The organism is Streptomyces sp. NPDC104371, assembly GCF_055583785.1.
This window is the reverse complement of record NZ_JBVJNF010000006.1, coordinates 1-22839: the sequence shown is the minus strand read 5'-3', so window position 1 is coordinate 22839 and position 22839 is coordinate 1. Positions and strand designations below refer to the sequence as shown.

At 72.4% G+C, this 22839-nt stretch carries 17 protein-coding genes, 1 tRNA gene and 1 riboswitch; of the genes, 11 read left to right on the top strand and 7 right to left on the bottom strand.

The features are described 5' to 3' along the window. The first annotated feature begins 26 nt into the window (after positions 1-26). The 3 genes from ACZ60T_RS19360 to ACZ60T_RS19350 all read left to right on the top strand — a co-directional run bounded on the left by ACZ60T_RS19360 (position 27) and on the right by ACZ60T_RS19350 (position 3089). Positions 27-1652, top strand: coding sequence for a sensor histidine kinase (locus tag ACZ60T_RS19360; protein ID WP_365629137.1), 1626 nt, complete (start codon positions 27-29; stop codon positions 1650-1652). Next, positions 1616-2260 carry a response regulator transcription factor gene (locus ACZ60T_RS19355; protein ID WP_365629141.1) on the top strand — a complete coding sequence of 215 codons (645 nt, stop codon included), beginning with the start codon at positions 1616-1618 and terminating at the stop codon, positions 2258-2260. The genes ACZ60T_RS19360 and ACZ60T_RS19355 overlap by 37 nt, the downstream gene beginning before the upstream one ends. A 109-nt stretch (positions 2261-2369) precedes the next feature. Next, the gene (locus ACZ60T_RS19350; protein ID WP_469666987.1) at positions 2370-3089 is read left to right on the top strand and encodes a leucine-rich repeat domain-containing protein; all 720 of its coding nucleotides are present in this window, start codon (positions 2370-2372) and stop codon (positions 3087-3089) included. Between the two features lie 27 nt (positions 3090-3116). On the opposite strand, the gene ACZ60T_RS19345 is transcribed toward ACZ60T_RS19350, so the two are convergent. Further along, positions 3117-3800 carry a GTP cyclohydrolase II gene (locus tag ACZ60T_RS19345; RefSeq protein WP_365629147.1) on the bottom strand — a complete coding sequence of 228 codons (684 nt, stop codon included), beginning with the start codon at positions 3798-3800 and terminating at the stop codon, positions 3117-3119. 163 nt (positions 3801-3963) lie between these two features. Between ACZ60T_RS19345 and ACZ60T_RS19340 the strand changes: the two genes are divergently transcribed. The 4 genes from ACZ60T_RS19340 to ACZ60T_RS19325 all read left to right on the top strand — a co-directional run bounded on the left by ACZ60T_RS19340 (position 3964) and on the right by ACZ60T_RS19325 (position 7968). Then, positions 3964-5112, top strand: a complete 1149-nt coding sequence (locus tag ACZ60T_RS19340) for a dihydrofolate reductase family protein (RefSeq protein ID WP_469666985.1) — start codon at positions 3964-3966, stop codon at positions 5110-5112. Positions 5113-5216: 104 nt separating this feature from the next. Next, a tRNA-Met gene (locus tag ACZ60T_RS19335) sits at positions 5217-5290 on the top strand. A gap of 309 nt (positions 5291-5599) precedes the next feature. After that, positions 5600-5758: riboswitch (cyclic di-AMP (ydaO/yuaA leader) on the top strand. A gap of 11 nt (positions 5759-5769) precedes the next feature. Continuing rightward, on the top strand, positions 5770-6840 hold the full coding sequence (locus ACZ60T_RS19330; RefSeq protein ID WP_365629153.1) for a M23 family metallopeptidase: 1071 nt from the start codon (positions 5770-5772) through the stop codon (positions 6838-6840). Between the two features lie 183 nt (positions 6841-7023). Further along, positions 7024-7968 (top strand): aldo/keto reductase, encoded by a 945-nt coding sequence (locus ACZ60T_RS19325; RefSeq protein WP_469666984.1) that lies wholly within the window; start codon positions 7024-7026, stop codon positions 7966-7968. A gap of 14 nt (positions 7969-7982) precedes the next feature. On the opposite strand, the gene ACZ60T_RS19320 is transcribed toward ACZ60T_RS19325, so the two are convergent. The 4 genes from ACZ60T_RS19320 to ACZ60T_RS19305 all read right to left on the bottom strand — a co-directional run bounded on the left by ACZ60T_RS19320 (position 7983) and on the right by ACZ60T_RS19305 (position 13005). Beyond that, complete coding sequence (locus ACZ60T_RS19320) at positions 7983-9314, bottom strand: PrsW family intramembrane metalloprotease (protein ID WP_469666983.1); 1332 nt, start codon at positions 9312-9314, stop codon at positions 7983-7985. 81 nt (positions 9315-9395) lie between these two features. Beyond that, positions 9396-10238, bottom strand: coding sequence for a tRNA (guanosine(46)-N7)-methyltransferase TrmB (trmB, locus tag ACZ60T_RS19315; protein ID WP_469666982.1), 843 nt, complete (start codon positions 10236-10238; stop codon positions 9396-9398). Between the two features lie 60 nt (positions 10239-10298). Beyond that, on the bottom strand, positions 10299-11516 hold the full coding sequence (gene lhgO / locus ACZ60T_RS19310; RefSeq protein WP_469666980.1) for an L-2-hydroxyglutarate oxidase: 1218 nt from the start codon (positions 11514-11516) through the stop codon (positions 10299-10301). A 64-nt stretch (positions 11517-11580) separates the two neighbouring features. Continuing rightward, complete coding sequence (locus ACZ60T_RS19305) at positions 11581-13005, bottom strand: MFS transporter (RefSeq protein ID WP_252426580.1); 1425 nt, start codon at positions 13003-13005, stop codon at positions 11581-11583. 674 nt (positions 13006-13679) lie between these two features. Here ACZ60T_RS19305 and ACZ60T_RS19300 point away from each other — a divergent pair. Continuing rightward, positions 13680-15785 (top strand): asparagine synthase-related protein, encoded by a 2106-nt coding sequence (locus ACZ60T_RS19300; RefSeq protein WP_469666979.1) that lies wholly within the window; start codon positions 13680-13682, stop codon positions 15783-15785. 159 nt (positions 15786-15944) lie between these two features. On the opposite strand, the gene ACZ60T_RS19295 is transcribed toward ACZ60T_RS19300, so the two are convergent. Continuing rightward, a complete protein-coding gene (locus ACZ60T_RS19295; RefSeq protein ID WP_469666978.1) occupies positions 15945-16718 on the bottom strand; it encodes a TetR/AcrR family transcriptional regulator in 774 nt (257 codons plus the stop codon). Between the two features lie 408 nt (positions 16719-17126). Between ACZ60T_RS19295 and ACZ60T_RS19290 the strand changes: the two genes are divergently transcribed. Next, positions 17127-18500, top strand: coding sequence for an NAD(P)/FAD-dependent oxidoreductase (locus ACZ60T_RS19290; RefSeq protein WP_365629171.1), 1374 nt, complete (start codon positions 17127-17129; stop codon positions 18498-18500). A gap of 202 nt (positions 18501-18702) precedes the next feature. Next, positions 18703-20343 (top strand): ATP-binding SpoIIE family protein phosphatase, encoded by a 1641-nt coding sequence (locus ACZ60T_RS19285; protein ID WP_365629174.1) that lies wholly within the window; start codon positions 18703-18705, stop codon positions 20341-20343. A 111-nt stretch (positions 20344-20454) separates the two neighbouring features. On the opposite strand, the gene ACZ60T_RS19280 is transcribed toward ACZ60T_RS19285, so the two are convergent. Beyond that, positions 20455-21738, bottom strand: a complete 1284-nt coding sequence (locus tag ACZ60T_RS19280) for an MFS transporter (RefSeq protein ID WP_365629218.1) — start codon at positions 21736-21738, stop codon at positions 20455-20457. Positions 21739-21902: 164 nt separating this feature from the next. On the opposite strand from ACZ60T_RS19280, the gene ACZ60T_RS19275 reads away from it, so the two are divergent. Further along, positions 21903-22451, top strand: a complete 549-nt coding sequence (locus ACZ60T_RS19275; protein ID WP_365629177.1) for a MarR family winged helix-turn-helix transcriptional regulator — start codon at positions 21903-21905, stop codon at positions 22449-22451. The last annotated feature ends 388 nt before the right edge of the window (positions 22452-22839 follow it).

The following is a 22839-nucleotide window of genomic DNA, read 5'->3' as shown; positions in this document are numbered from 1 at the left end:
CGGACCGACAGGGGAGGAGAGCGGATGTGAGCGGTAGTGCGATCACCCCGGGCGGAGGTCCCCCGGGGCAGGCCCGAACCCAGTCGCCCGCACCGTGGCGTGCGGAGGAAGGGGAACCCGCGCCCTCCCGGGTCGGCAGCGGCGTGCTCGCGACCATCCGGCTGTTCGCGATCTGGGGCGTCAGCCTGGTCGGGGCCGCGGCCCTGTTCGCCGCCCCCGGACTGCTCCTGATCACCGTGAACCAGCCCTGGCATCCGCCGACGGCCGCGATGGCGGGCGACGGTGGCAAGGACAGGTATCACCTGTGGCTGCTGGTGGTTCTCGCCCTGGTCCCCTGCGCGGTATCCGGATTGCGTCGGCTGGTCCGCAGCGGCGCCGACCAGGAGGGCAGGAGTGCCCTCGGGGCGGGCGGGGCGGTGCTGCTCGTCCCCCCGGTCCTGGCGCTGATCGCCCTGGCGGTCCACCGGGGGCCGCTGCCCGGTGGCGACCACGGCGTCATCTGGCTCGGCCCGCCGCTGCTCGCGTGCAGCCTGCTGGGCATGCGTCGGGTGGCCGGACTGCACCGGAGGATGGCGGGTTCGTGGAGCGGGACGCCCATCGCCGTGCCCTACCGGGCCGCGCCCGTCACCGGCATTAGACCGTGGTGGGGACGAGTGCGGCTGTTGACGCGTTGGGTACTCACCGACCCGGCGACGTGGCGGGACCTGCTGTGGACCTCCTTCACCGGAAGTGTGGGAGGCATCCTCGCCGTACTCGTCGCCATGCCGGTCTACGTCACCGCGCGGATGCTCGGCACGTTCCTCGGCTCCGAGACGGTGGGTCGGGCGCCGGCTGAAGCGCACGTCTTCCTGGCAGTGCTCACGGTGACGACGACGCTGCTGGTAGCGCTGCCGATCGTGCTGTGGGCCGCACCTCGGCTGTTGCTCGGATACAGTCGGTCGGCCCGCTTTCTGCTGGGCCCGAGCCGGCAGGAGGAACTGGCGCAGCGCGTCGATCACCTGGCGCAGACCAGGTCGGACACCCTGGACGCCGGGGCGGCCGAGATGCGGCGGATCGAGCGTGACCTGCACGACGGCGCACAGGCCCGGCTGGTGGCCATGGGCATGGCCCTGGACACGGCACAGCACCTCGTGGTCAGCAACCCGGAAGCCGCGCAGAGCCTGCTGGTCGAGGTCAAGGCGTCCTCGGTGAAGGCGCTGGCCGAACTGCGCGACCTGGTCCGTGGCATCCACCCGCCTGTGCTGGCCGACCGGGGCCTGGCCGACGGTGTCCACGCGCTGGCCCTGGACCTGCCGCACCGGGTGCACTTCACCGGTGAGCTGGCGGGCCGGGCGCCCGCTCCGGTGGAGTCGGCGGCCTACTTCGCGGTGAGCGAGCTGCTGGCCAATGTGTCCAAGCACGCCGAGGCACGGCAGATCTGGATCGAGGTCGGCCATGACAGCGGCGTCGCGACGGGTACGCTCCGGATCACCGTCACCGACGACGGTCGGGGCGGGGCCGATCCGGCCGACGGCACGGGCCTGCGCGGCGTCGAGCGCCGCCTGGCCGCCTTCGACGGCGTACTCGCCGTCAGCAGTCCGCCCGGCGGTCCGACCATCGTGAACATGGAGATCCCGTGCGTGTTGTCATCGCCGAAGACCTCTTCCTCCTGAGGGACGGCCTGACGCGCCTGCTGGAGGCGCACGGATTCGAGGTGGTGGCCGGCGTCGACAACGGGTCCGGCCTGCTGGCCGTGGTGGCGGCCGAGAAGCCGGACGTGGCGATCGTCGACGTACGGCTGCCGCCGACCTTCACCGACGAGGGCCTGCGCGCCGCGCTGGAGGCCCGACGGCTCTCCCCGGGGCTTCCGGTGCTGGTGCTCTCGCAGTACGTCGAGCAGCTGTATGCCCGCGAGCTGCTGGCCGCGGGCCAAGGCGGCACCGGCTATCTGCTCAAGGACCGGGTGATGGACGGCGCCCAGTTCGTCGACGCGGTCCGGCGGGTGGCCACGGGCGGCACTGCGATGGACCCCGAGGTGATCGCCCGTCTGCTGGCCCACAACTCCGCCGACGGCGCCGTGGCCGCGCTGACCCAGCGCGAGCGGGAGGTCCTGTCGCTGATGGCGGAGGGGCGCTCGAACGCGGCGATTGCCCAGCAACTGGTGATCACCGAGCGGTCGGTGTCCAAGCACACGGCCTCGATCTTCACACGGCTCGGCCTGCAGCCCTCCGATGACGACAACCGGCGCGTCCTGGCGGTGCTGGCGTACCTCAACCGCTGAGAGCACACCCGGCCGGTCTCCTGACCGTCTGATCCGCATCAACGCCCGTGACGGGCAAGGCGGTCCGTCGACCGCGTCGAGGAAGCGAAGACCAGGAGGGGACCACACCGTGTCGCACGTACTGAACCTGTGGCGTCAACAGTTGGGAGCGGTGCCCGACTCGGTCTGGCAGCGCACCGACGTCCAGGTGCTGATCCTCGCCGAGACCGGGCTCACCGACCTCCCGCCCGAGATCGGCCGGCTGCTCCGGCTGACCACCTTGGATCTCGGTCACAACCGCCTCACCTCGGTGCCCGACGCGCTCGGCGACCTGGACGGCCTCAGTGACTTCCTCTATCTGCACGACAACGATCTGACCGAGATCCCCGACGCGCTGGGCAAGCTGACGCGGCTGCGCTACCTCAACGTCGGCGAGAACTCCCTGACCGCGCTGCCCGAGGCCATCGGCCGGATGACCGGGCTGATCGAACTGAGGGCGCAGTCCAACCGGCTGACCACGCTGCCCGACAGCATCGGCCGACTGCACCGCCTGCGCGAACTCTGGCTCCGGGGCAACGCGATCGAACGCCTGCCGTCGTCCCTGGCCGACCTTCACGACCTGCGTCACCTGGACCTGCGGGAGAACGCCCTGGCCGAGCTTCCGCGCGCGCTGGCCGGGTTGCCCCGGCTGCGCCGGCTCGACGTACGCGGCAACCGCCTCACGCGCCTGCCGGACTGGGTCCTCGGCCTGCCCGCGCTGGAGAAGCTGGACCTGCGCTGGAACGCCTGCGCGCCCGCTCCGTCGCTGTCGGCCGAGCTGGAGCGGCGGGGGTGTGTCGTCCTTCTGTAGACCGCGAGCCGTCACGGGTGAGAGAGGTCAGTGCCTCGTCAGTTCCGTGAGCGGCAGCGTGTGCTGGGTGTGGACCACCTTCGCGTGGAGATAGCGGACGTTGTGGGCCGTGGTGAAGACACCCGTCGGAACGCGGTCGACGACCGTGAGGCCCAGGGCGCGGAGTTGGGACGCCTTGTCGGGGTTGTTGGACAGCAGGTCCAGGGACTCGATGCCGAGGACGCGCAGCATCTGGGCGGCGGCCGTGTAGTCACGGGCGTCCTCCGGCAGCCCGAGCGCGGCGTTCGCCTCGTAGGTGTCGAGGCCCTGGTCCTGGAGCGCGTAGGCGTCGAGCTTGTTGTAGAGGCCGATACCGCGGCCCTCCTGGCGGAGGTAGAGCAGCACGCCGCCCCGGTCGGCGATGCGCCGCACCGCCTCGCGCAGTTGGGGACCGCAGTCGCAGCGGGCCGAGCCGAGGACATCGCCGGTCAGGCACTCGGAGTGCAGCCGCACCAGCGGAGCGCGGTCGGCGGCGGGCTCGCCGAGGACCACCGCCACATGCTCCTGGCCGTCCGCGAGGCCGTGGAAGGTGACCAGGTCGGCCGTGACGGCGCAGTCGTCGCCGAAGCGGAGCGGGACCGTCACGCGGGTGCGGACGGTGGCGGCGGGGAGGCCGGCCGGGTCGCCGCTGTCGGCGGCACCGGACGCCGTGGTGTCGCGGGGGTCGCACATGTCGGTCGTCCTTGTCCGGGCCGGTGGGTAGCGGGTGCCGAGGATGCGCCCCCATGCTTCCGCTGTGCGGCACCCCTCGGTCGGAGACTGTAATCAACCGACCGGAAGGCGATCGCCCGAGCCCCGTCCGGATCCCCGCCCCCGACCACTGGAGCGCGACCCCATGGCCCACCCCTACGTTCTGTTGTCCGCCGCCGTCTCGCTCGACGGCTTCCTGGACGACACCGGACCCGAGCGGCTTCTGCTGTCCGGGCCGGAGGACTTCGACCGGGTCGACGAGGTACGGGCGGACAGCGACGCGATCCTCGTCGGCGCGGGCACGCTGCGCAGCGACAACCCGCGCCTGCTGGTCGCCTCCGCCGAGCGGCGCGCGGCCCGGATCGCCGCCGGGCGCCCGGAACACCCGCTGAAGGTCACCGTCAGCGCGTCCGGCGACCTCGACCCCGCGGCCCGGTTCTGGCACACGGGCGGCGCGAAGATCGTCTATACGACGGACGAGGGCGCCCGGCGACTGCGGGAGGTGCTGCCGACGGACGTGGAGGTGACCTCGCTCGGCCCCGCCGTGGAGTGGGCGGCTGTGCTCGCGCACCTCGGGGACGTCAAGGGCGTACGGCGGTTGATGGTCGAGGGCGGCGGGCGCGTGCATACGCGGTTGCTCCAGCAGGGGCTCGCGGACGAGCTGCGGCTGGCGGTGGCGCCGCTGTTCGTGGGCGAGGCGGACGCGCCGCGGATGTTCGGGCCCGGGGCGTACCCGCCGGGCCGGATGCGGCTGCTGGAGACCCGGCCGGTCGGGGACGTCGTCCTGCTGCGGTACGTCCCCACGGCGCCCGGCACCGGGAGATCGGCCGCCGCCGCCGACCGGCGATGGCTGCGGACGGCCTGCGAACTGGCCGCGCAGTGCCCGCCCTCCCGTACGGCCTTCAGCGTCGGCGCGGTGATCGTCGCGGCCGACGGCACGGAGCTGGCGCGGGCGCACTCCCGGGAGGGCGGCGACCCCGTCGTCCACGCCGAGGAGGCGGCGCTGGCGAAGCTCGACCCGGCGGACCCCCGGCTGGCCACCGCCACGGTGTACAGCAGCCTGGAGCCGTGCACCCGCCGCGCCTCCCGGCCCGCGCCCTGCGCCCGGCTGATCCTCGACGCCGGGGTACGACGGGTGGTCACCGCATGGCGCGAGCCGGACACGTTCGTCGCGTCGGCCGACGGGAGCGGGGCGCTCACGGCCCAGGGGGTCGACGTGGTGCTCCTGCCGGAGTGCGAGCGGCGGGCGAAGGCCCCGAACGCCCATCTGCTCTCCCCGCCCGACCGCTCCTGACCTGGCCCCGGCGCTTCCCGGACCGGGTGAAACAGCAGGTGAGAGTGGGGAAGCGAGATCCGTGCACGAGGTACCCCGCGGATGACGTACACTTGAATCACCGACGCGGGGTGGAGCAGCTCGGTAGCTCGCTGGGCTCATAACCCAGAGGTCGCAGGTTCAAATCCTGTCCCCGCTACTGATCACCGAGGGCCGGAATCCGAAAGGGTTCCGGCCCTCGGTGCGTTCGCCCCCTCATACCCTCGCCTTGATCACTAGCAGTCACGTTGCGTAAGTGAACGGAATCGCTCCGCACAGCAACTGACGCCCCGTCAGGCTCATGAGACGGGTGACACGTGGTCAACTCGCCCTACTTCCACCGCTCATGAGGCGAAAGTCCTGGCCGATGGGATCGATGATCCGGCCGAGCAACTTGGAATACGGCCCTCGCGTCTATTAACGTTCGATAACGCAGCGCGGTCGTCCCAGCCGTCACCCGAGGCGGCTCCGTGCGCGTGTGCCGAATCCCGTAAGGGAACCGGGGAACCACCACTTTGGGGTGAATCGGGCGGATGCCGCCGTGGCAGCACGGCAGGCACAGAACCCGTAGGAGACCTTCCTGCTCCGAACCCGTCAGCTAACCCGGTAGGCGAGACGGAAGGAAAGGAGTGCGCCCGCGTGGCGTCCAACCGGTCTGCCCAGAACACGTCGTTCGCCCCCGAGGACACCCAGCCGTACGGCTTCGCGGCCCGCGACGACGAGGGCCCCTGGGAAGAGTGGAGTCCTTCGGAGGAGTCCGTCCGTCCCGTCCGCGGCAGGCACCGCGTCGGCAAGCAGCGCGGCGGCGGCCTCGCGCGCAGCTCCACCGTTCTCGGCGTCGGCGTCATAGCCGCCGTCGGCGCGGGCGGCATGGCCACCGCGCAGACCGGCAAGCCGCCGGTGTCGATCTCCCTGCCGGACATGCCCTCGTCCCTGCCCGACATCTCCTCGGTCACGGACTCCGCCAAGTCGCTCATCGGCCAGGACGACGACACCCCCGAGGCCGCCGCCACCCCCCTCAGCGACGTCGGCCTGACCAGCGCCGCCTCGGGCAGCGCGGACGCGGGCGAGGCGCTGCGCGCCCGGATCATGCAGCAGGCCGAGTCCCAGCAGGACCAGGTCGACCAGGCCGCCGCGCGTGCCGAGCAGGAGGCCGCCGCGAAGCAGGCCGCCGAGGCCGCGACCAAGGCGCAGGACGAAGCGAAGGCCAAGGCCGCCGCCGAGAAGAAGAAGGCCGAGGAGGCCAAGAAGAAGGCGGAGGAAGAGGCCCGCAAGAAGGCCGAGGAGGAGCGCCTGGCCAAGCTGGCCAAGCAGTACTCCCTGCCCACCTCCTCGTACACGCTGACCTCCCACTTCGGCGACGCCGGCAGCATGTGGTCCTCCGGCCACCACACCGGCCTCGACTTCGCCGCCCCCACGGGCACGCTCCTCAAGGCGATCCACACGGGCACCGTCACCGAGGCCGGCTGGGCCGGGGCGTACGGCTACCGCACGGTCCTCACCCTCGAGGACGGCACCGAGCTGTGGTACTGCCACCAGTCCTCGATCAGCGTCAGCGTCGGGCAGAAGGTCAGCACCGGCGATGTCATCGGGCGCGTGGGCGCGACCGGCAACGTCACCGGTCCGCATCTGCACCTCGAGGTCCACACGGGCGGCGGCGACGCGATCGACCCGCTGGCGTGGCTGCAGAACAAGGGCATCAACCCCTGAGCACCGGGCCCCGCGCCCGCACGCCCGCCCACCTCTGATCCCCGGCGGTCCTGACGGCTACCCCCCGACGTCAGGGCTGCCGGTCACGCGTTCCCGCACCGACACCGCGCCCGCCCGCCGCGTTTACGGGAACTTTGCCCCACACCGGAAGTGATCACTCCGAAGCGGGCGTTGACTACGGTCATGACTTCTCTTCGCAAGCTCGGCTCCTCCGACCTCGAGGTCTTCCCGCTCTCGCTCGGCGGCAACGTCTTCGGCTGGACCGCCGACGAGGCGCAGTCCTTCGCGGTGCTCGACGCGTACACCGCGGCGGGCGGCAACTTCATCGACACGGCCGACATGTACTCGGCCTGGGCCGACGGCAACCAGGGCGGCGAGTCCGAGACCGTCATCGGCGACTGGACGAAGGCGCGCGGCAACCGCTCCGATGTCGTCATCGCCACCAAGGTCGGCCGGCATCCCGAGCACATGGGGCTCGCCGCCGACACCATCAAGGCCGCGGCCGACGCGTCCCTGCGCCGCCTCGGCACCGACTACATCGACCTCTACTACACGCACTTCGACGAGCCGGAGACCCCGGTCGAGGAGATCATCGGCGCGCTCGACGACCTGGTGAAGGCGGGCAAGGTGCGCGCCATCGGCGCCTCCAACATCTCCGCCGCCCGCCTTCAGGAGTCCCTCGACTTCTCCGACCGGGAGGGCCTGGCGCGGTACGTGGCGCTCCAGCCGCAGTACAACCTGGTCTCCCGCGAGACGTACGAGGGGGAGCTGTCGGACATCGCCTCCCGCGCGGGCCTCGCGGCCGTCCCGTACTACTCCCTTGCCTCCGGCTTCCTGACCGGCAAGTACCGGCCCGGCACCACGGTGGACTCGCCGCGCGCGGAGGGCGCGGGCAGGCATCTGGAGACCGAGCGCGGACGCCGCGTGCTCGCGGCCCTCGACGAGGTCGCGCAGGAGCGCGGCGCGCAGGTCGCGACGGTCGCGCTCGCCTGGCTGGCGGCCCGGCCGACGGTCGTGGCACCGATCGCCTCCGCCCGTACGGTCGAGCAACTGCCCGCGCTGCTGGCGGTGCGGGACCTGACGCTGACGGACCAGGAGCAGAAGCTCCTCACGGAGGCGTCCGCGTAGCTCCGTCAGGGGCCTCAGCCCTGTGAGCGGTACGGGTTGTACACCGGGTACCCGGCAGGGGGCGCCGTCTGCCACGCGGGCGGCGCCCCGGTCGCCGGGGCGTACCCGTGTCCCCACACCGGCCTCGGGGCCGCGGCGCGCGCGGCGTGTGCCAGCGCGGGCAGCGCCACGCCCCGTCGCGCCCACATCCCGGTGAGCAACTCCCGTTCCCGTACGGCGAAGTCGGCCGCCGCCCGGCCCCGGCGCCCCTGGCGGCGCAGGAACGCCAGCGATGTCGCGTACGCCTCGTACTCCGCGACCGAGCGCGCCGCCGCCTTCCCGAAGTGGCGTCCCGCGTACTCCCGGGCCAGCTTCCGCGCCCGCATGGAGCCGAGGGCGAACGGCTCGCCGGGCCCCACCCAGCCGGCGGCCACGTACGCGGGCAGTTCCTCGCGCACGGTCCGCAGCTCTCGCTGCCGTGTCCAGATCACCAGCCAGGTCAGGAGCCCGAACGCGGGCACCATGAACCCCCCGTACACCGCGAAGAACCCGAACTGGCCGAAGGACGCGGAGCCGTTCCACAGGGAGTGCATGCTCATGGCGAGCAGCAGTCCGCCGAGCGGCACCAGGATCCGGCGTACGCGCTGGCGCTCGGCGGAGAGCGCGGCGATGCCGATGCCGATGCCGGTGAGCACGGTGAACAGCGGATGCGCGAAGGGCGACATCACCACGCGGACGAAGAACGTCGCGGCGGTCACGGACGCCAGCCCGCGCCCGCCGCTGAGCTGGTCGGTGCCGAAGGCCGTGCCCAGATAGAGGATGTTCTCGGTGAAGGCGAAGCCGGTCGCGGTGACCCCGGCTATCACCACCCCGTCGACGATGCCGGTGAAGTCCCGTCTGCGGAAGAGGAAGACCAGCAGCACGGCGGCGGCCTTCGCGGACTCCTCGACGACGGGCGCGATGACGGTGGCGCCGAGGGTGTCGGCGTTGCTCGGATCGGCGGTCGAGGTCGCTATCCACCGGGTCGCGAAGCTGTTGGCGACGATGGCGATGAGCGCGGCGGCGCACGCGCCCCATGCGAAGGCGAAGACCAGGTTGCGCCAGGGGCCCGGCTCGACCCGGTCCAGCCAGCGAAACGCGGCGACGAGCAGCGGTACGGGCAGGACCGCGAGGCCCAGCCCGACCAAGAACCCCTCGGTGCCGGTCTGTTGGCGTACGAGGGCGAGGATGACGAGCCCGGAGAGCGCGAGCAGCGTGATCAGCGCGCCGTAGCGCACCCATCGCTTCTGCCACCAGTGCGCGGGGCGGAACACGCCCCCTCCGGCGTCGCCTTCGGGGTGCGTCGGATACGGGAGACCGGTGACCACGGCACGACCCTAACGAGAGGGGGTGACACCGCGCGATGGTGCCTGGTGAACGGGGTGATCAGGCGGCTGGACGCGGGGAGTTCAGACGGCGGACGGCCGGTCCGGGTGCGGTACGCGACGGAAGAGCAGGTCGTTCACGACATGGCCCTTGTCCAGGCCCTGGCCCTCGAAGCGGGTCAGCGGCCGGAAGGCGGGCCGGGGCGCGTAACCGCCGTCCGGCCGGGTGTTCTCGAAGGCCGGGTGCGCGGTGAGCACGTCGAGCATCTGCTCCGCGTACGGCTCCCAGTCCGTCGCGCAGTGCACCAGCGCGCCCGGTCGCAGGCGGGTCGCGGCCAGGGTGAGGAACTCGGGCTGGATGAGGCGCCGCTTGTGGTGGCGCTTCTTGGGCCAGGGGTCGGGGAAGTAGACGCGCAGCCCGTCGAGGGAGTCGGGTGCGAGCATCTCGCGCAGCAGGATGATCGCGTCACCGTTCGCGACACGGACGTTGGCGAGGCCCGCCCGGTCGGCGAGGGCCAGCAGATTGCCCTGGCCCGGGGTGTGGACGTCGACGGCGAGGATGTTGGTCTCCGGGGCGTCGGCGGCCATCCGCGCGGTGGCCTCGCCCATGCCGAAGCCGATCTCCAGCACGACGGGGTTCGTGTTCCCGAACAGCTCGGCGAGGTCCACGACCCGCTGCCCGTCGATGTCCAGCCCCCACCGGGACCACAGCCGCTGCAACGCGTCCGCCTGCCCGGCCGTCACCCGGCTGCGGCGCGGCTGGAAGCTGCGGATCCGCCGCTCGAAGTGCGACCCGGCGGGATCGGCCTGCGGCCCGTCGGGAAACCGTGGCTCCCTCTTGGCCCGCGACCCACCGGGGACGCGCGGAGACAGACCACCGTCGGCGGTCTCGGAGGCTACGGGGGCGAAGTCGAGGGAGTCAGACACAGTGCCCTCCATGGTACGGGGCCACCGCCTGCGCTCGGGCCGGGCCGAGGCAGGGGGCGTTCAGTTCTGGTTCAGCGTCGTGAGTGCTCGGCGTGCCACCTCTCGGCCGATCGGCAGTGCTGCCGTGGCGGCCGGTGACGGTGCGTTCAGTACGTGGACCGTCCGCGGGCCCTCCTTGATCAGGAAGTCGTCCACCAGCGTTCCGTCCCGCAGGACGGCCTGTGCCCGTACCCCCGCCGGTGCCCGTACGAGATCCCGCGGGCCGACCGGCGGCAGCAGCCTGCGCACCGCCTCGGTGAACGCCTCCTTGGACACCGACCGCCGTAGCTCCCCGGCCCCGTACCGCCAGTGCCGTCGCGCGATCCGCCATGCCCCCGGCCAGGCCACCGTCGCGCCCAGCTCCCGAGGCCGCAGGACCCCCCAGCCGTACCCCTCGCGCGCCAGCGCGGGCACCGCGTTCGGCCCGATGTGCACCTCTCCGTCGATCCCCCGCGTCAGATGCACCCCGAGGAAGGGGAACGCCGGGTCCGGCACCGGATACACCAGTCCCCGCACCAGATCGGGCCGCGCCAGGGTGTAGTACTCGCCGCGGAACGGCACGATCCGCATGTCCGGGTCGTCCCCGGCCAGCCGGGCCACCTCGTCGCAGTACAGCCCCGCGCAGTTCACCAGCGCACGGGCGCGCAGGACCGTTTCGTCGCCGGTCAGTACGGCGACGCCGCGCGCGGGGCGCCGGTCGATCCGGACGACCTCGCTGCCGTACCGCAGCTCCGCCCCCGAGATCTCGCCGAGCCGCCGGGCGACCGCCGTGTAGTCGCAGATCCCCGTGATCCCGACATGGAGGGCGGCGAGGCCCCGCACCTCGGGCTCGTACTCCGCGATCTGCGCCGGGCCCAGCTCCCGCACCGCGATGCCGTTCTCCCGGCCGCGCTGCGCGAGCGCGTGCAGCCGGGGGAGTTCCGCCCGGCCGGTCGCGACGATCAGCTTGCCGGTGACCGCGTGGGGGATGCCGTACTCCGCGCAGAAGGCCATCATCTCGGCGGCGCCCCGCACCGCGTAGCGCGCCTTGAGCGAGCCGGGGCGGTAGTAGATCCCGCTGTGGACGACCCCGCTGTTGCGTCCTGTCTGGTGGCGGGCGGGGCCGGGCTCCTTCTCCAGGACCGTCACCCGCGTGCCCGGCGCGGCACGCGTGATCGCGTACGCCGTCGACAGGCCGACGATTCCGCCGCCCACCACCAGCACATCGCAGTCGTACGCGATCCTGGGCACCTGCTCCACCTCCCGGTCCCGATAGTGCACTGCGCCACCGACAGTGCCCTCAAACCCGAAGAGGCGGCGTGGCTCAGGCCGGAGTCATCAGCAGCGGCCGGGCGCGCTCGCGCAGCTCGGCCACGCGTGGCTCGTCGCCGTACGGCTCCAGCCGGTGCAGCAGATCGCGTACGTACTCGGTGGTGCGCGCCGACGATATGCGCCCGGCGACCTCCACGGCCCGCACGCCCTGCTCGCACGCCGCGTCCAGATTGCCCGACTCCAGCTCGGCGACCGCGGACACCACCAGGCGCAGCCCGTGCGAGCGCACGAACTCCTCCGTGGGGCGGGACAGCGCCTGCTCGGTGAAGCGACGCACCTGGCGGGGGGCCTTGAGATCGCGGTAGCACTCGGCGGCGTCGGCGGCGAAGCGGTCGTAGGAGTAGAAGGCGAGCCAGGAGGGGTCGTTGTCGCCGTCGCGGGAGCGCTCCAGCCAGTTCTCGGCGTCCTTCAGGGCCGCGCCGGCCGCCTGGGCGTCCCCCGCGCGGGCGTGCGCGCGGGCTTCGACGAGCCGGAAGAAGCTCATCGTGCGCGCGGTGGCCAGACCGCGGTTGCGCTCCAGGGCGGCCTGCGCGAGGTCGACGCCCTCGTCACCGAAGCCGCGGTACGTCGCCTGGAGCGACATCGTGGCCAGCACATAGCCGCCCAGGGGGACGTCGGCGGCGGCGCGCGCGAGGCGCAGCGCCTGGATGTAGTAGCGCTGGGCGGCCTCCTGCTGTCCCGTGTCGAAGGCCATCCAGCCCGCCAGGCGCGTCAGTTCGGCGCTCGCACCGAACAAGGCCCGGCCCACCTCGTCGGAGTAGGAGCCGAGCAGCAGCGGGGCGGCCTCGACCCGTAAGCACTCGGGCACCATCGACGAACGCCAGTCGCCGCCCCCGTACTTGGAGTCCCAGCGGCTGGCGTCCTCCGCGGCCTCGCGGAGCTTCTGCACATCGCTGTGGCCGACCTTCAGCGCGGCTCCGGGGCCGTCGGCGAGGCCGGGCTCGCGCGCCACCGAGCTGTCGGCCGGGGTGATCAGCCAGCGGGAGGCGGGGGTCGCGTAGGCGCTGACCGCGAACGACCCGGCCAGCGACTGCCAGATGCCGCCGCTGCCGGCCCGGCGACCGGCGAGGTCGAGGCGGTACAGCTCGGTCGCCGACTTCACCGCCTGGGCCAGGTCGCGGGGGAAGGTGAGGCCCACTTCGGGCGCGGGGTCCGCGTCCGCCAGACCGATCTCGTGCAGCGGTACGGGGCGGCCGAGCTTCTGGCCGATGGCCGCGGCGATGAGATGCGGGGCGGCGCCCTGCGGCACCATGCCCTTCGACACCCAGCGCGCCACCGAGGTCTTGTCGTAGCGAAGAGTCAACCCGCGCTGTGCGCCAAGGTCGTTGACGCGCCGGGCGAGTCCTGCGTTGCTGATTCCCGCGAGGGCGAGAACCGCGCCGAGCTTCTCATTCGGCTCGCGTTGCTCCCTGGACATGCGCCACCCCTCGACACAGACGGCTGCCGCGGTGTTGGCATAACCTCGCGGCATTCGTAAACCCAGCGTAGTTCCCCGCATCCCATGCGTTAAGGGGCGAAAATCCGGATGGCGGGATTGTGGTACGTACCTCTGTACGGAGTGTCGTCACGTGCTCCCGATGTGTGGCCGTGCGCCCGTCCGTGCGCTCTTCTGCGGCCGCCCGGAGAACGGTTCGATGGGCGGTGCGTGGGTCGGCCCGCTGTACTGGATCCAGCGGGCTGGGGGACACCGCCGCCTTCATCCCCGCGGGCGGCGGACCAGTCCGGGAGGCGAACTCCGCCTCCCGGACTGTGCGTTGGAGGTCCCTGTACGGAGCGTGCCCAACTCGGCCCGGCCTCAGTCGAATTGGCCGAAAGTCGACGGCGAGGGGCGCGGGCGATCAAGGCCCCGACCACGCCTCTTGAGGGCGCGAAGGGCGTTCGAGGGGAGCGTATCGGGGGCGCATTCGCGTCGCCGACCCGCCTCAACAGGCGCTTCCGCAGCAGGAGTTCACCAGCTTACGACGGTCCCCGCAGGGGCGCGCCACAGGGCGCGCGAGCGGTCGCAGACGCCCTCCGGCGCGCATTCTTCGTGGCAGCATGGGAGCCGTTCGTGCGGTGCACTGGTTGTCCACAGCCTGTGGAGGCGTTTCGATGCGGTGGTTGGTGGGGTGGAGCAGCGCTGCCGCGGGGGCCGCTGTGTCCAGTGCCGCCGGGGCCACCGGATACGACGCGGGGGCCGCCGGATACGACGGCGAGAGCGTGCGCCCGGTGGGCGCCCAACTGCTGTGGGGCGACCCCGATCCGCTGTGGGCGGTCGGCGACTGGCGCCCCGACGAGGTGCGTGTGGTGAAGGCCGACGCGCAGACCCGGATCGCGGTCCTCGGCACCTGCGGGGCGTCCGACGAGGAACTGCGCGTCGGTCTGTTCGCGGCCCGCGGAGGAGCCCTGCGCCATCTGACGGCCTGGTCCGGCGGCTACACCGCCGTCGTCCAGGTGGGCCGCAGGATCACGGTGTGCGGCGATCTGGCCGGTGCGCGGCCGGTGTTCCACACCCCCTGGGCGGGTGGCACGGCCTACGCGACCGCCGCCCTGCCGCTCGCCGACCTGATCGAGGCCAACCTCGACTTCGGGCACCTGGCGGCGCTGCTGGCGGCCCCCGATGTCCCGGCCGCGGTGCACGACTCGACGCCGTACGACGGCGTGCGCCGCATTCCGCCGGGGCACGCGCTCATCCTGCGCACGGGGGCGCGGGAGATCGCCGGGTACGAGCCGGTCGCCTCCCTCGCGGTCTCGGCGCCGTCCGCGGACCCCGCCGCCGCGGTGGACACCGTCCGCGACGCCCTCGTCGACGCCGTCCGCACGCGCCTGTCGGCGCCGCGGCATGTCCCGGGCACGGGCATCGACCCGGGGCCCGTGCCCGGCATGGGGCCCGCCGAACGGCGCGCCGCGCGCGGGATGCCGGTCCCGGGGATCGGCGCCGACCTCTCCGGAGGACCGGCCTCGGGCACGCTCGCGCTGCTCGCCGCCGGGCTGCCCGGTATGCCCGGTACGGTCCTGGGTCATGGCACCGGTGCCGGGGAACGCCTGCTGGCCGTCACCTTCAACGACCTTGCCGTGGGCGGGCGCGAGGCCGAGCTGGAGCGGGCCGGTGCGCTGGCGGCCAACCCCCGGCTGCACCACGTGGTGGTGGCCGGCGGCGAGGAGGCGCTCCCGTACGCCGATCTGGAGGCGCCGCTGACGGACGAGCCGGGCCCCTCGCTGGTGACGGCGGGCAGGCACCGCGCGCGCCTGGCGTCGGGCAGCGCCGACCACTTCACGGGCCATGGCGCACGCCAGGTCCTGGACGCGCACCCGGCCCGCCTCGCCGACCTCCTGATGGACCGCAAGCGACGCCATCTCGTGCGCCCGGTGGCCGCGTTGGCGAAGGCCGACGGCTCGGTCCTGGTGCCCGCGCGCGTGTACGGCGCGGCGCGGAGGCTGGCCCGTACGCCGTACCGCGCCGGGATCGAGGGACTCGCCGACCGGCTGATGCGGCGCAGGTTCGAGGAACCCGGGGGCGCCGTCGGGGCGTCGCTCGCGGCGCTCACCTGGGCCAGACCGGGTCCGGCGGCACGCTGGCTGACCGGTGAGGCCCTCGCCGAGGTAGCCGTGCGTCTTCAGGCGGCCACGGGGCGGGCGGGCGTCGGTCCGGGGCAGCTTCCGGGCGACTTCCGCGCGCGGGCGGCCCTGGCCCGGTACGCGGCGGATCTCCGTGTCCTCGAACAGGCCTCCGAGGTCCGCTCCCAGCGGCTGCACGCGCCCTTCCTGGACAACCAGGTCGTCCGCGCGTGCCGCGAGCTTCCCGGCGCGCTGCGGGTGCGGCCGGGGGCACGGGCCGCGATCCTGCGCACGGTGCTGGAGGGCGCGGGCGTCGGCGGGCTGCCCCCGGGCTGGGGCACCCCCTCGCACGGCTCCTCGGCCGCCGCGGCCCGTACGGGTCTGCGGCTGGCGGCGAACTCGCTGATCGCCCTGTTCGACACCCCGCTGCTGGCGGAGGCGGGCCTGGTGGAGGCCAGGGTGGTCCGCAAGGCGGTCCGGGCCGCCGCGGAGGGCGCACCGCTTCCCCTGGACGGCCTCGCGGACCTGGTCTCCCTCGAACTCTGGCTACGCCGCCTCCTGTCCCGCCGAGGCACGTGCTGGACAGGCACCCCGTCCCGCACCCGCGCAGTACCGGAGGGAATCGCGACACGGGGCCGAGCACTGGGCGCGGGGGCGTAACGCCTCGCCTCCGTCACATCCACGGCCGACGCCGAACCTCAGCCACCCGCCTCCCTCAGGCGAGGGTCGCCGTGCGGGGCCGGGCACCGGGCGCAGGAGAGTGATGGCCCGTCAGGGCCTCTCCCGCGCCCGCCGCCACGGCTCGGCCGACCGTCCGTCTCACGCCGGGCGTGAGCGCAGGCCCTCCAGGAGGATGTCGAGCAGGCGGGTCGAGGCGGCTGCCTGCTGGGCGGCGTCCGGGAGCAGAGGGGCGGCCGTCGCTATCACCAGCAGGACGTCCGACACCGCCACGTCCGCGCGCAGTTCACCCGCCGCGCGGGCCCGCTCCACCAACTGCCCGACGACGTCCAGCAGAGTCGTCGCGCCCGCGTCGTCCGGCTCCGCCGACCGCTGCCCGACCAGCCGCAGCTCACCGGTCGGCTGGGTCCGCTGCTGGGGCAGCCGGGCCTCGTCCGCCGATGCCGCGCCCGACACACCCGGCTCGTCGGACCCCGCTTCGACGACGCCCACCCGCAGCACCTGCGGCGGCAGCAGCCGTCCCGCGCCCGACGCCACCGACATCCGCAGGAAGCGCGAGAGCGCCGACCACGGTTCGTCCTCCTCGCTGAGCGCCGCGCGCGCCTGCCCGGTCAGCCGGGCGGTCTCCTCCTCGGCTATCCGCCGCACCAGGACGTCCTTGCTCGGGAAGCGCCGGTACACCGTGCCGACACCGACCCTCGCGCGCCGCGCCACGTCCTCCATCGGCGCGCCGTACCCCAGCTCGCCGAAGACCTCGCGCGCCGCGCGCAGTACGTGTTCCAGATTGCGCTGTGCGTCCACGCGCAGCGGCGTCGTCCGCGGGCCCTCCCCGCGTCCGTCACCCGCCGCCGCGTCCATCGCGTCGGCCGGTGTCACGGCGGACGCGGATGACCAGTGAGTGTTCTGCATGTGCATAAGCGATCCCCCGGTAATGACGTCTCCCCCCGGAGACACTTCCCGTCATCGGAAGCCGGAGCGTAGGAACAAGCGCCGTCGCGTGACCGGGGCCGCCCGTCGCGGACCCGATCGAACCCATCCCCCTACACCCCGTCGTCACACGAACATAGTTGAGGGAGGGTCAATTCAGAAGGGGCTGGTTCCGCACGGAGCGCCCCCCGATCGGAGTACGGGCCGCTTACCTCCTGATTACGCCCCCTACCCCCACCCTATGTACCCCGTCTGACCTGCGCCCTTTCCCCGGACTCCAGCACACCGGCCCACGCCGCCCGCCACCCGCGTCCGGTCACACAATTTGCCGGGCCTGTGGACAAACTTGAGAGACGGGTGCGTCATGGGATGGTGACGGCTGCGATCCATCGGGCGATGGCCCCCGAACCCCGCACGTGCGTACGCGTCCTCGTCATCGGTGGCGGCTACGTCGGTCTGTACACGGCTCTGCGCCTGCAACAGAAGCTGAAGGCGGAGATCAGGAAGGGCGAAGCCGAGATCGTGGTCGTCTCGCCCGAGCCGTACATGACGTACCAGCCGTTCCTGCCCGAGGCGGCGGCCGGTGCCATCTCGCCGCGCCATGTGGTCGTCTCCCTGCGCCGCGTCCTCGCGGACTGCCAGATCGTCGTCGGCGAGGCCACGTCCATCGACCACGCCCGGCGCACGGCCACCCTCTCCACGCCCGCCACCGAGGAGAGCGGCCGCACGGAACAGCTCGCCTACGACGAACTCGTCCTGGCCCCGGGCTCCGTCTCGCGCACCCTGCCGATCCCCGGCCTCGCCGAGCACGGCATCGGCTTCAAGACCGTCGAGGAGGCCATCGGCCTGCGCAACCACGTCCTCGAGCAGATGGACATCGCCTCCTCCACCCGCGACCCCGCCATCCGCGACGCGGCCCTCACCTTCGTCTTCGTGGGCGGTGGATTCGCCGGTGTGGAGGCGCTCGGCGAACTGGAGGACATGGCCCGCTACGCCGCGCGGTACTACCACAACGTCAAGCCCGAGGACATGAAGTGGATCCTCGTGGAGGCCTCCGACCGCATCCTCCCGGAGGTCGGCGCGGAGATGGGCCGCTACACCGTCACCGAGCTGCGCCGCCGCAACATCGAGGTACGTCTGAAGACCCGCCTCGAGTCGTGTGCCGACCGGACCGTCGTCCTCTCCGACGGCGCGCGCTTCCCCGCGCGTACGGTCGTGTGGACGGCCGGGGTGAAACCGCACCCGGTCCTCGCGGCCACCGATCTGCCGCTGAACGGCCACGGACGTCTGAGGTGCACCCCGCAGTTGAGCGTGGACGGCGTCGCACACGCGTGGGCCGCGGGAGACGCGGCGGCCGTCCCCGACGTCACCGCGAAGGAGCCGGGCCGGGAGACCGCCCCCAACGCCCAGCACGCCCTCCGCCAGGCCAGGGTCCTCGGCGACAACATCGTGCACGCGCTGCGCGACGAGCCCCTGGAGACGTACGCACACAAGTACGTCGGCTCGGTCGCCTCCCTGGGACTCCACAAGGGCGTCGCGCACGTCTACGGACGCAAGCTGAAGGGCTACCCCGCCTGGTTCATGCACCGCGTCTACCACCTCAGCAGGGTGCCGACCTTCAACCGCAAGGCGCGCGTCCTGGCCGAATGGACCCTGGCGGGGCTCTTCAAAAGGGAGATCGTCTCGCTCGGATCACTCGAACATCCCCGAGCGGAGTTCGAACTCGCGGCCGGTGGAAAGGCTTCAGGGGACCCGAAGGGGTCGTTCTGAGCGGATGCAGGAACTCTGCCGGAGGCACGGGCGTCCAACGGGTGTTGGTCCGGTCGGCCAGACTGGTCCACGCCCCGGGGCGGGCCGGCACCCACCCCGGCACATCCACAAGGAACTCCCCCTGCGGCACCTGGGCGCAGGCCCCGGACCCCCGACAGGATCCGGAGCCGGCCGGAGACGACAACGACGAGGCAAGGAATCGGTGAACTTCACGCGCTGGAGCGCCCGGCTCCCCGGAACACAGCGCCGCGCCGCAGCGCGGACCGAGCACACGGTCTCCACGGACCGGCGGGGAGACGGCTCCGTACCCGCGGCCCGCGGTGAGCGGCTCACCGACGACCCGCCGGGCGTGCCCGCCGTCGACGACCTGCCCGTACGCGAGGTCCTCGACCGCGTCCCGGCCCTCGTCGCCCTGGTGCACGGCCCCGACCACCGCATCGCCTACGTGAACGACGCCTACGCGGCGGCCTTCGGCACCCGCCCCGTCGGCGAACCCGCGCGTGAGGCGTTGCCCGAGCTGGACCGGCTCGGCCTCCTCCCCCTCCTCGATCAGGTCCTGCGCAGCTCCAAGCCGCGCACGGTCAAGTCCCGCAAGACACCCGACGGCCGGTCCTACACGTTCACGTGCACCCCCGTGGACCTGCCCGACGACGCGGCCGGGGGCGTGCTCGTCTTCGCCACCGACGTCACGGACCACGCCGAGGCCGCCGAACGGCTGCGCGCCAGCGAGCGCGAACAACGCGAGACCGCGGTGACCCTCCAACGCTCCCTGCTGCCCCAGGAGCTGGAGCAGCCCGACGACCTGCGCATCGCCGCCACCTACCAACCCGGCGGCACGGAAGCCGCGGTCGGCGGCGACTGGTACGACGTGATCACCCTGGGCGGTGGCCGCACGGCCCTGGTCATCGGCGACGTGATGGGCCGGGGCGTCCGGGCGGCTGCCGTGATGGGCCAGCTCCGTACGGCCGTCCGCGCCTACGCCCGCCTCGACCTGCCCCCGCACGAGGTCCTCCAACTCCTCGACGGCCTCGCCGCGGAGATCGACGCCAACCAGATCGCGACCTGTGTGTACGCCGTCCACGACCCGAACGAGGGTCGGCTGGTGTACGCGTCGGCGGGCCACCTCCCGATCCTGGTACGCGACGAGAACGGCGACGTGCTGCGCGCCGACGAACCCACCGGCCCACCGCTCGGCACGGGCGGCTGGATCCACACATCGGGCTCGGTGCCGCTGGCACCCGGCTCCACCGCGGTCCTCTACACGGACGGCCTGGTCGAGCGCCGCGACGCGGACCTGGACGAGGGCATCGCCGCCCTGGAGAACGCGCTCGCCGGTGCCACCGGCACCCCCCAGGTGATCTGCGACCGCCTGCTCCGCTCCGCGGGCGTCACCGCGGGACACGACGACGACGTGGCGGTCCTGGTCCTCCAGCACCCGGCGCGTACGGGCCCGGACAGCGAGCTCTTCCGCAACGCGGCCCTGGAACTGCTCGGCGGGGTGGAAGCGGCGCCACGCGCGCGTGCCTTCGCCTCCGGTGTCCTGACGAGCTGGCGCTTCCCGCCCGAGCTGCATGATCTGGGCGTGCTGGCGGCCAGTGAACTGGTCGCGAACTCCCTGCAGCACGGGACCCCGCCGATGAGGCTGCGCCTGCGGCGCACCGACCGGCGGCTGATCATCGAGGTGACGGACGGGGACGATCATCTGCCCCGCCGCCGACGCGCGGAGCCCGCGGACGAGGCGGGCCGCGGGATCGCGATCGTGGCGACCATCGCCGCCAGTTGGGGCTCGCGGCGGACACCGGGCGGCGGCAAGGCGGTGTGGTGCGAGTTCACCCTGCCGTGAACGGCCGCCTGTCCGTGACCGATCGACCGGCCGTGAACAGCCGACGGCCCGGGGACCGAGGCACCCACGCCTCGCACCCCCGGACCCCGGCAGCCCGAACGGGCTCCGTCCTCACACGCCGGACGGGCTGACCTCCGCGCGCTCCGACAGAGCGGCCGTCCCCTGCGTCACCACCCGGCTCTTGGCCGACGGCTGGTTCTGCGCCGGCGTGAGATGCCGCCCGAGCCGGAGCGCCAGGACCGTGATGCCCAGCGAGCACAGCAGGAACGTGACGACGTACGGGCCGGGCAGCGACGCGGCCAGCGGACCGCCGATGGCCGGGCCCACCGCGAGAGCGAGCTGCTTCACCAAGGCGAAGGCCGAGTTGTACTGACCCGCGAGCCCCGTCGGCGCCAGATCCGCGACCAGCGGAGCGACCGTCGGCGACAGCAGCGCCTCACCGAGCCCGAAGAGCCCGTACGTCGAGATGAACGCCGCGGTGGCCATGGCCCGGCTGCCGTGCCCCAGCCCCGCGTACGCCGCGGCGGCCCAGGCGACGGCCCAGATGAGTCCCACGGACGCGATCACCCGGGTCCGCTTCTTGCGCTCCACGAACCGCAGCACCGCGAACTGCGCTACGACGATCACGGCCGTGTTGGCCGCCAGCGCCGTGCCCAGCGTGGACGGCGCGATCCCGGCCGCCTCGACGCCGTAGGCGCTCAGCCCCGACTCGAACTGCCCGTAGCAGGCGAAGAACAGCACGAAGCCCAGGACGCACAACTGCACCATCGCCCGGTTCTCCAGCAACCGCTTCCAGCTCGCCTTGCCGCCCTGCGGCGCGGCGTCCTCGAGCTTCGGAGCGCGCGGCATCCGCACCGTCGCCATGATCCCGACGAGCAGCAGGAACATCGCCGCCTCGATCGCGAACAGCAGCGTGAAGGACATCGCCCTCGACGTGTCGACGAGATGGCCGCCGATCAGTCCGCCGACACCGAGGCCCAGGTTCTGCAGGAAGAACTGCATGGCGAACGCCCGCGACCGCGTCTCCGCCGTCGAGCAGTCCACGATCATCGTGGCCAGCGCCGGCTGCATCACGGCCTGCCCCGCGCCGAGCAGCGCCGCCGAGAGCAGCACGGTCGAAGCGCCGCTCGCGAGCCCCAGGCTCAGCGCGCCGACGGCGGCGGTGACCAGTGAGGCGAGCAGCACCGGAAGCGGGCCGCGCCGGACGATGGCCCGCCCGGCGAACGGAAGCACGACGAGCGCGGCGACGGCGAAGACGGCGAGTACGAGACCCGCCGTCACAGCACCGAGATTCCGCACCTGCGCCACATAGACGTACAGATACGGAACGGTGAAGCCGAGGCCGAACGCGCTGAGTGCGTTGCCCACATGAACCCGGCGCATCGCTGCGCCCATTGCCCTGGTCACGTTCACCTGCCTTAAGGAGAGGGGCCGCCGGGCAGACGGACGTCTTACCCCTGAAGCGGTTAACCCTGAAGACTTCGAAGCTAAAGTTAGATCCTAAACAGTATACGTCCAAGGACTTCGATGCCAAGCCGACGCGTGCCATACTGCGGGCCATGGGCGACACATACGGCGTCAGCGAGCCGACCCTCGAGGAACAGATCGCCGCCTACCAGCGCGAGTTCCAGGACTTGGACCCCCAGGTCGAGAAGATCGTCTCGGCGCTGTCCCGCCTCAACCGCCGCATGAACGTCGCCTACGGCCGCCAGACCTCCGGGCTCGGCATCAGCAACGCCGAGTGGGAGGTGCTCAAGGCGCTGGTCCTGTCCGGCGCCCCCTATCAACTGGGGCCGAGCGATCTGGCCAAGCGGCTCGGACTGACACCCGCCGCGATGACCCACCGCATCGACCGCATGGTGAGCGAGGGGCTGGTCACCCGGGAGCGCGACGAGGCCAACCGCGTCCGCGTGATCGTCGAGCTGACCGCGGACGGCCGTGAGAAGTGGCTGGAGGCGATGCGCCTGGCCACGGTGTTCGAGGAGGACCTGCTCCAGGACCTCTCTCCCGAGGAGCGCGTCGTCCTGGGCGAGGCGCTGACCCGCCTGCTCCGCCGCGTGGAGCACGCCCAGCCGGACGCGGGCGGCCGGCTCAGCGACCTCGACTGAGGTCACCGACGGTTTGCCGATGCTTCACCTTGGGCAGGCTTGACAGTCCACCCTCGGATCCGTAGTGTTCTCCGAGTTGCCACGGGGCCGTAACGGTTCTGCGGGAACGCATCCGCCGCGCTAGCGGCAACCAAACCACTCAGCACGATCGCCCGACAGGGTTGAATTCGCATGCTCGAATTCAATTCGAATCGGCTTCGACGGTCCCTGATCCACTCGATTGGGAATCGCGGAAGAGATCCGCTAAGGTTCGGGACGTCGGAACGGCCCAGCGGCCGGGAAGACAAGCCCCGCTGACGGGGAATCAGGGCCGAAAGGATCTGATAGAGTCAGAACCGCCGGAAAGGGAAACGCGGAAGCGAGAACCTGGAAAGCACCGAGGAAATCG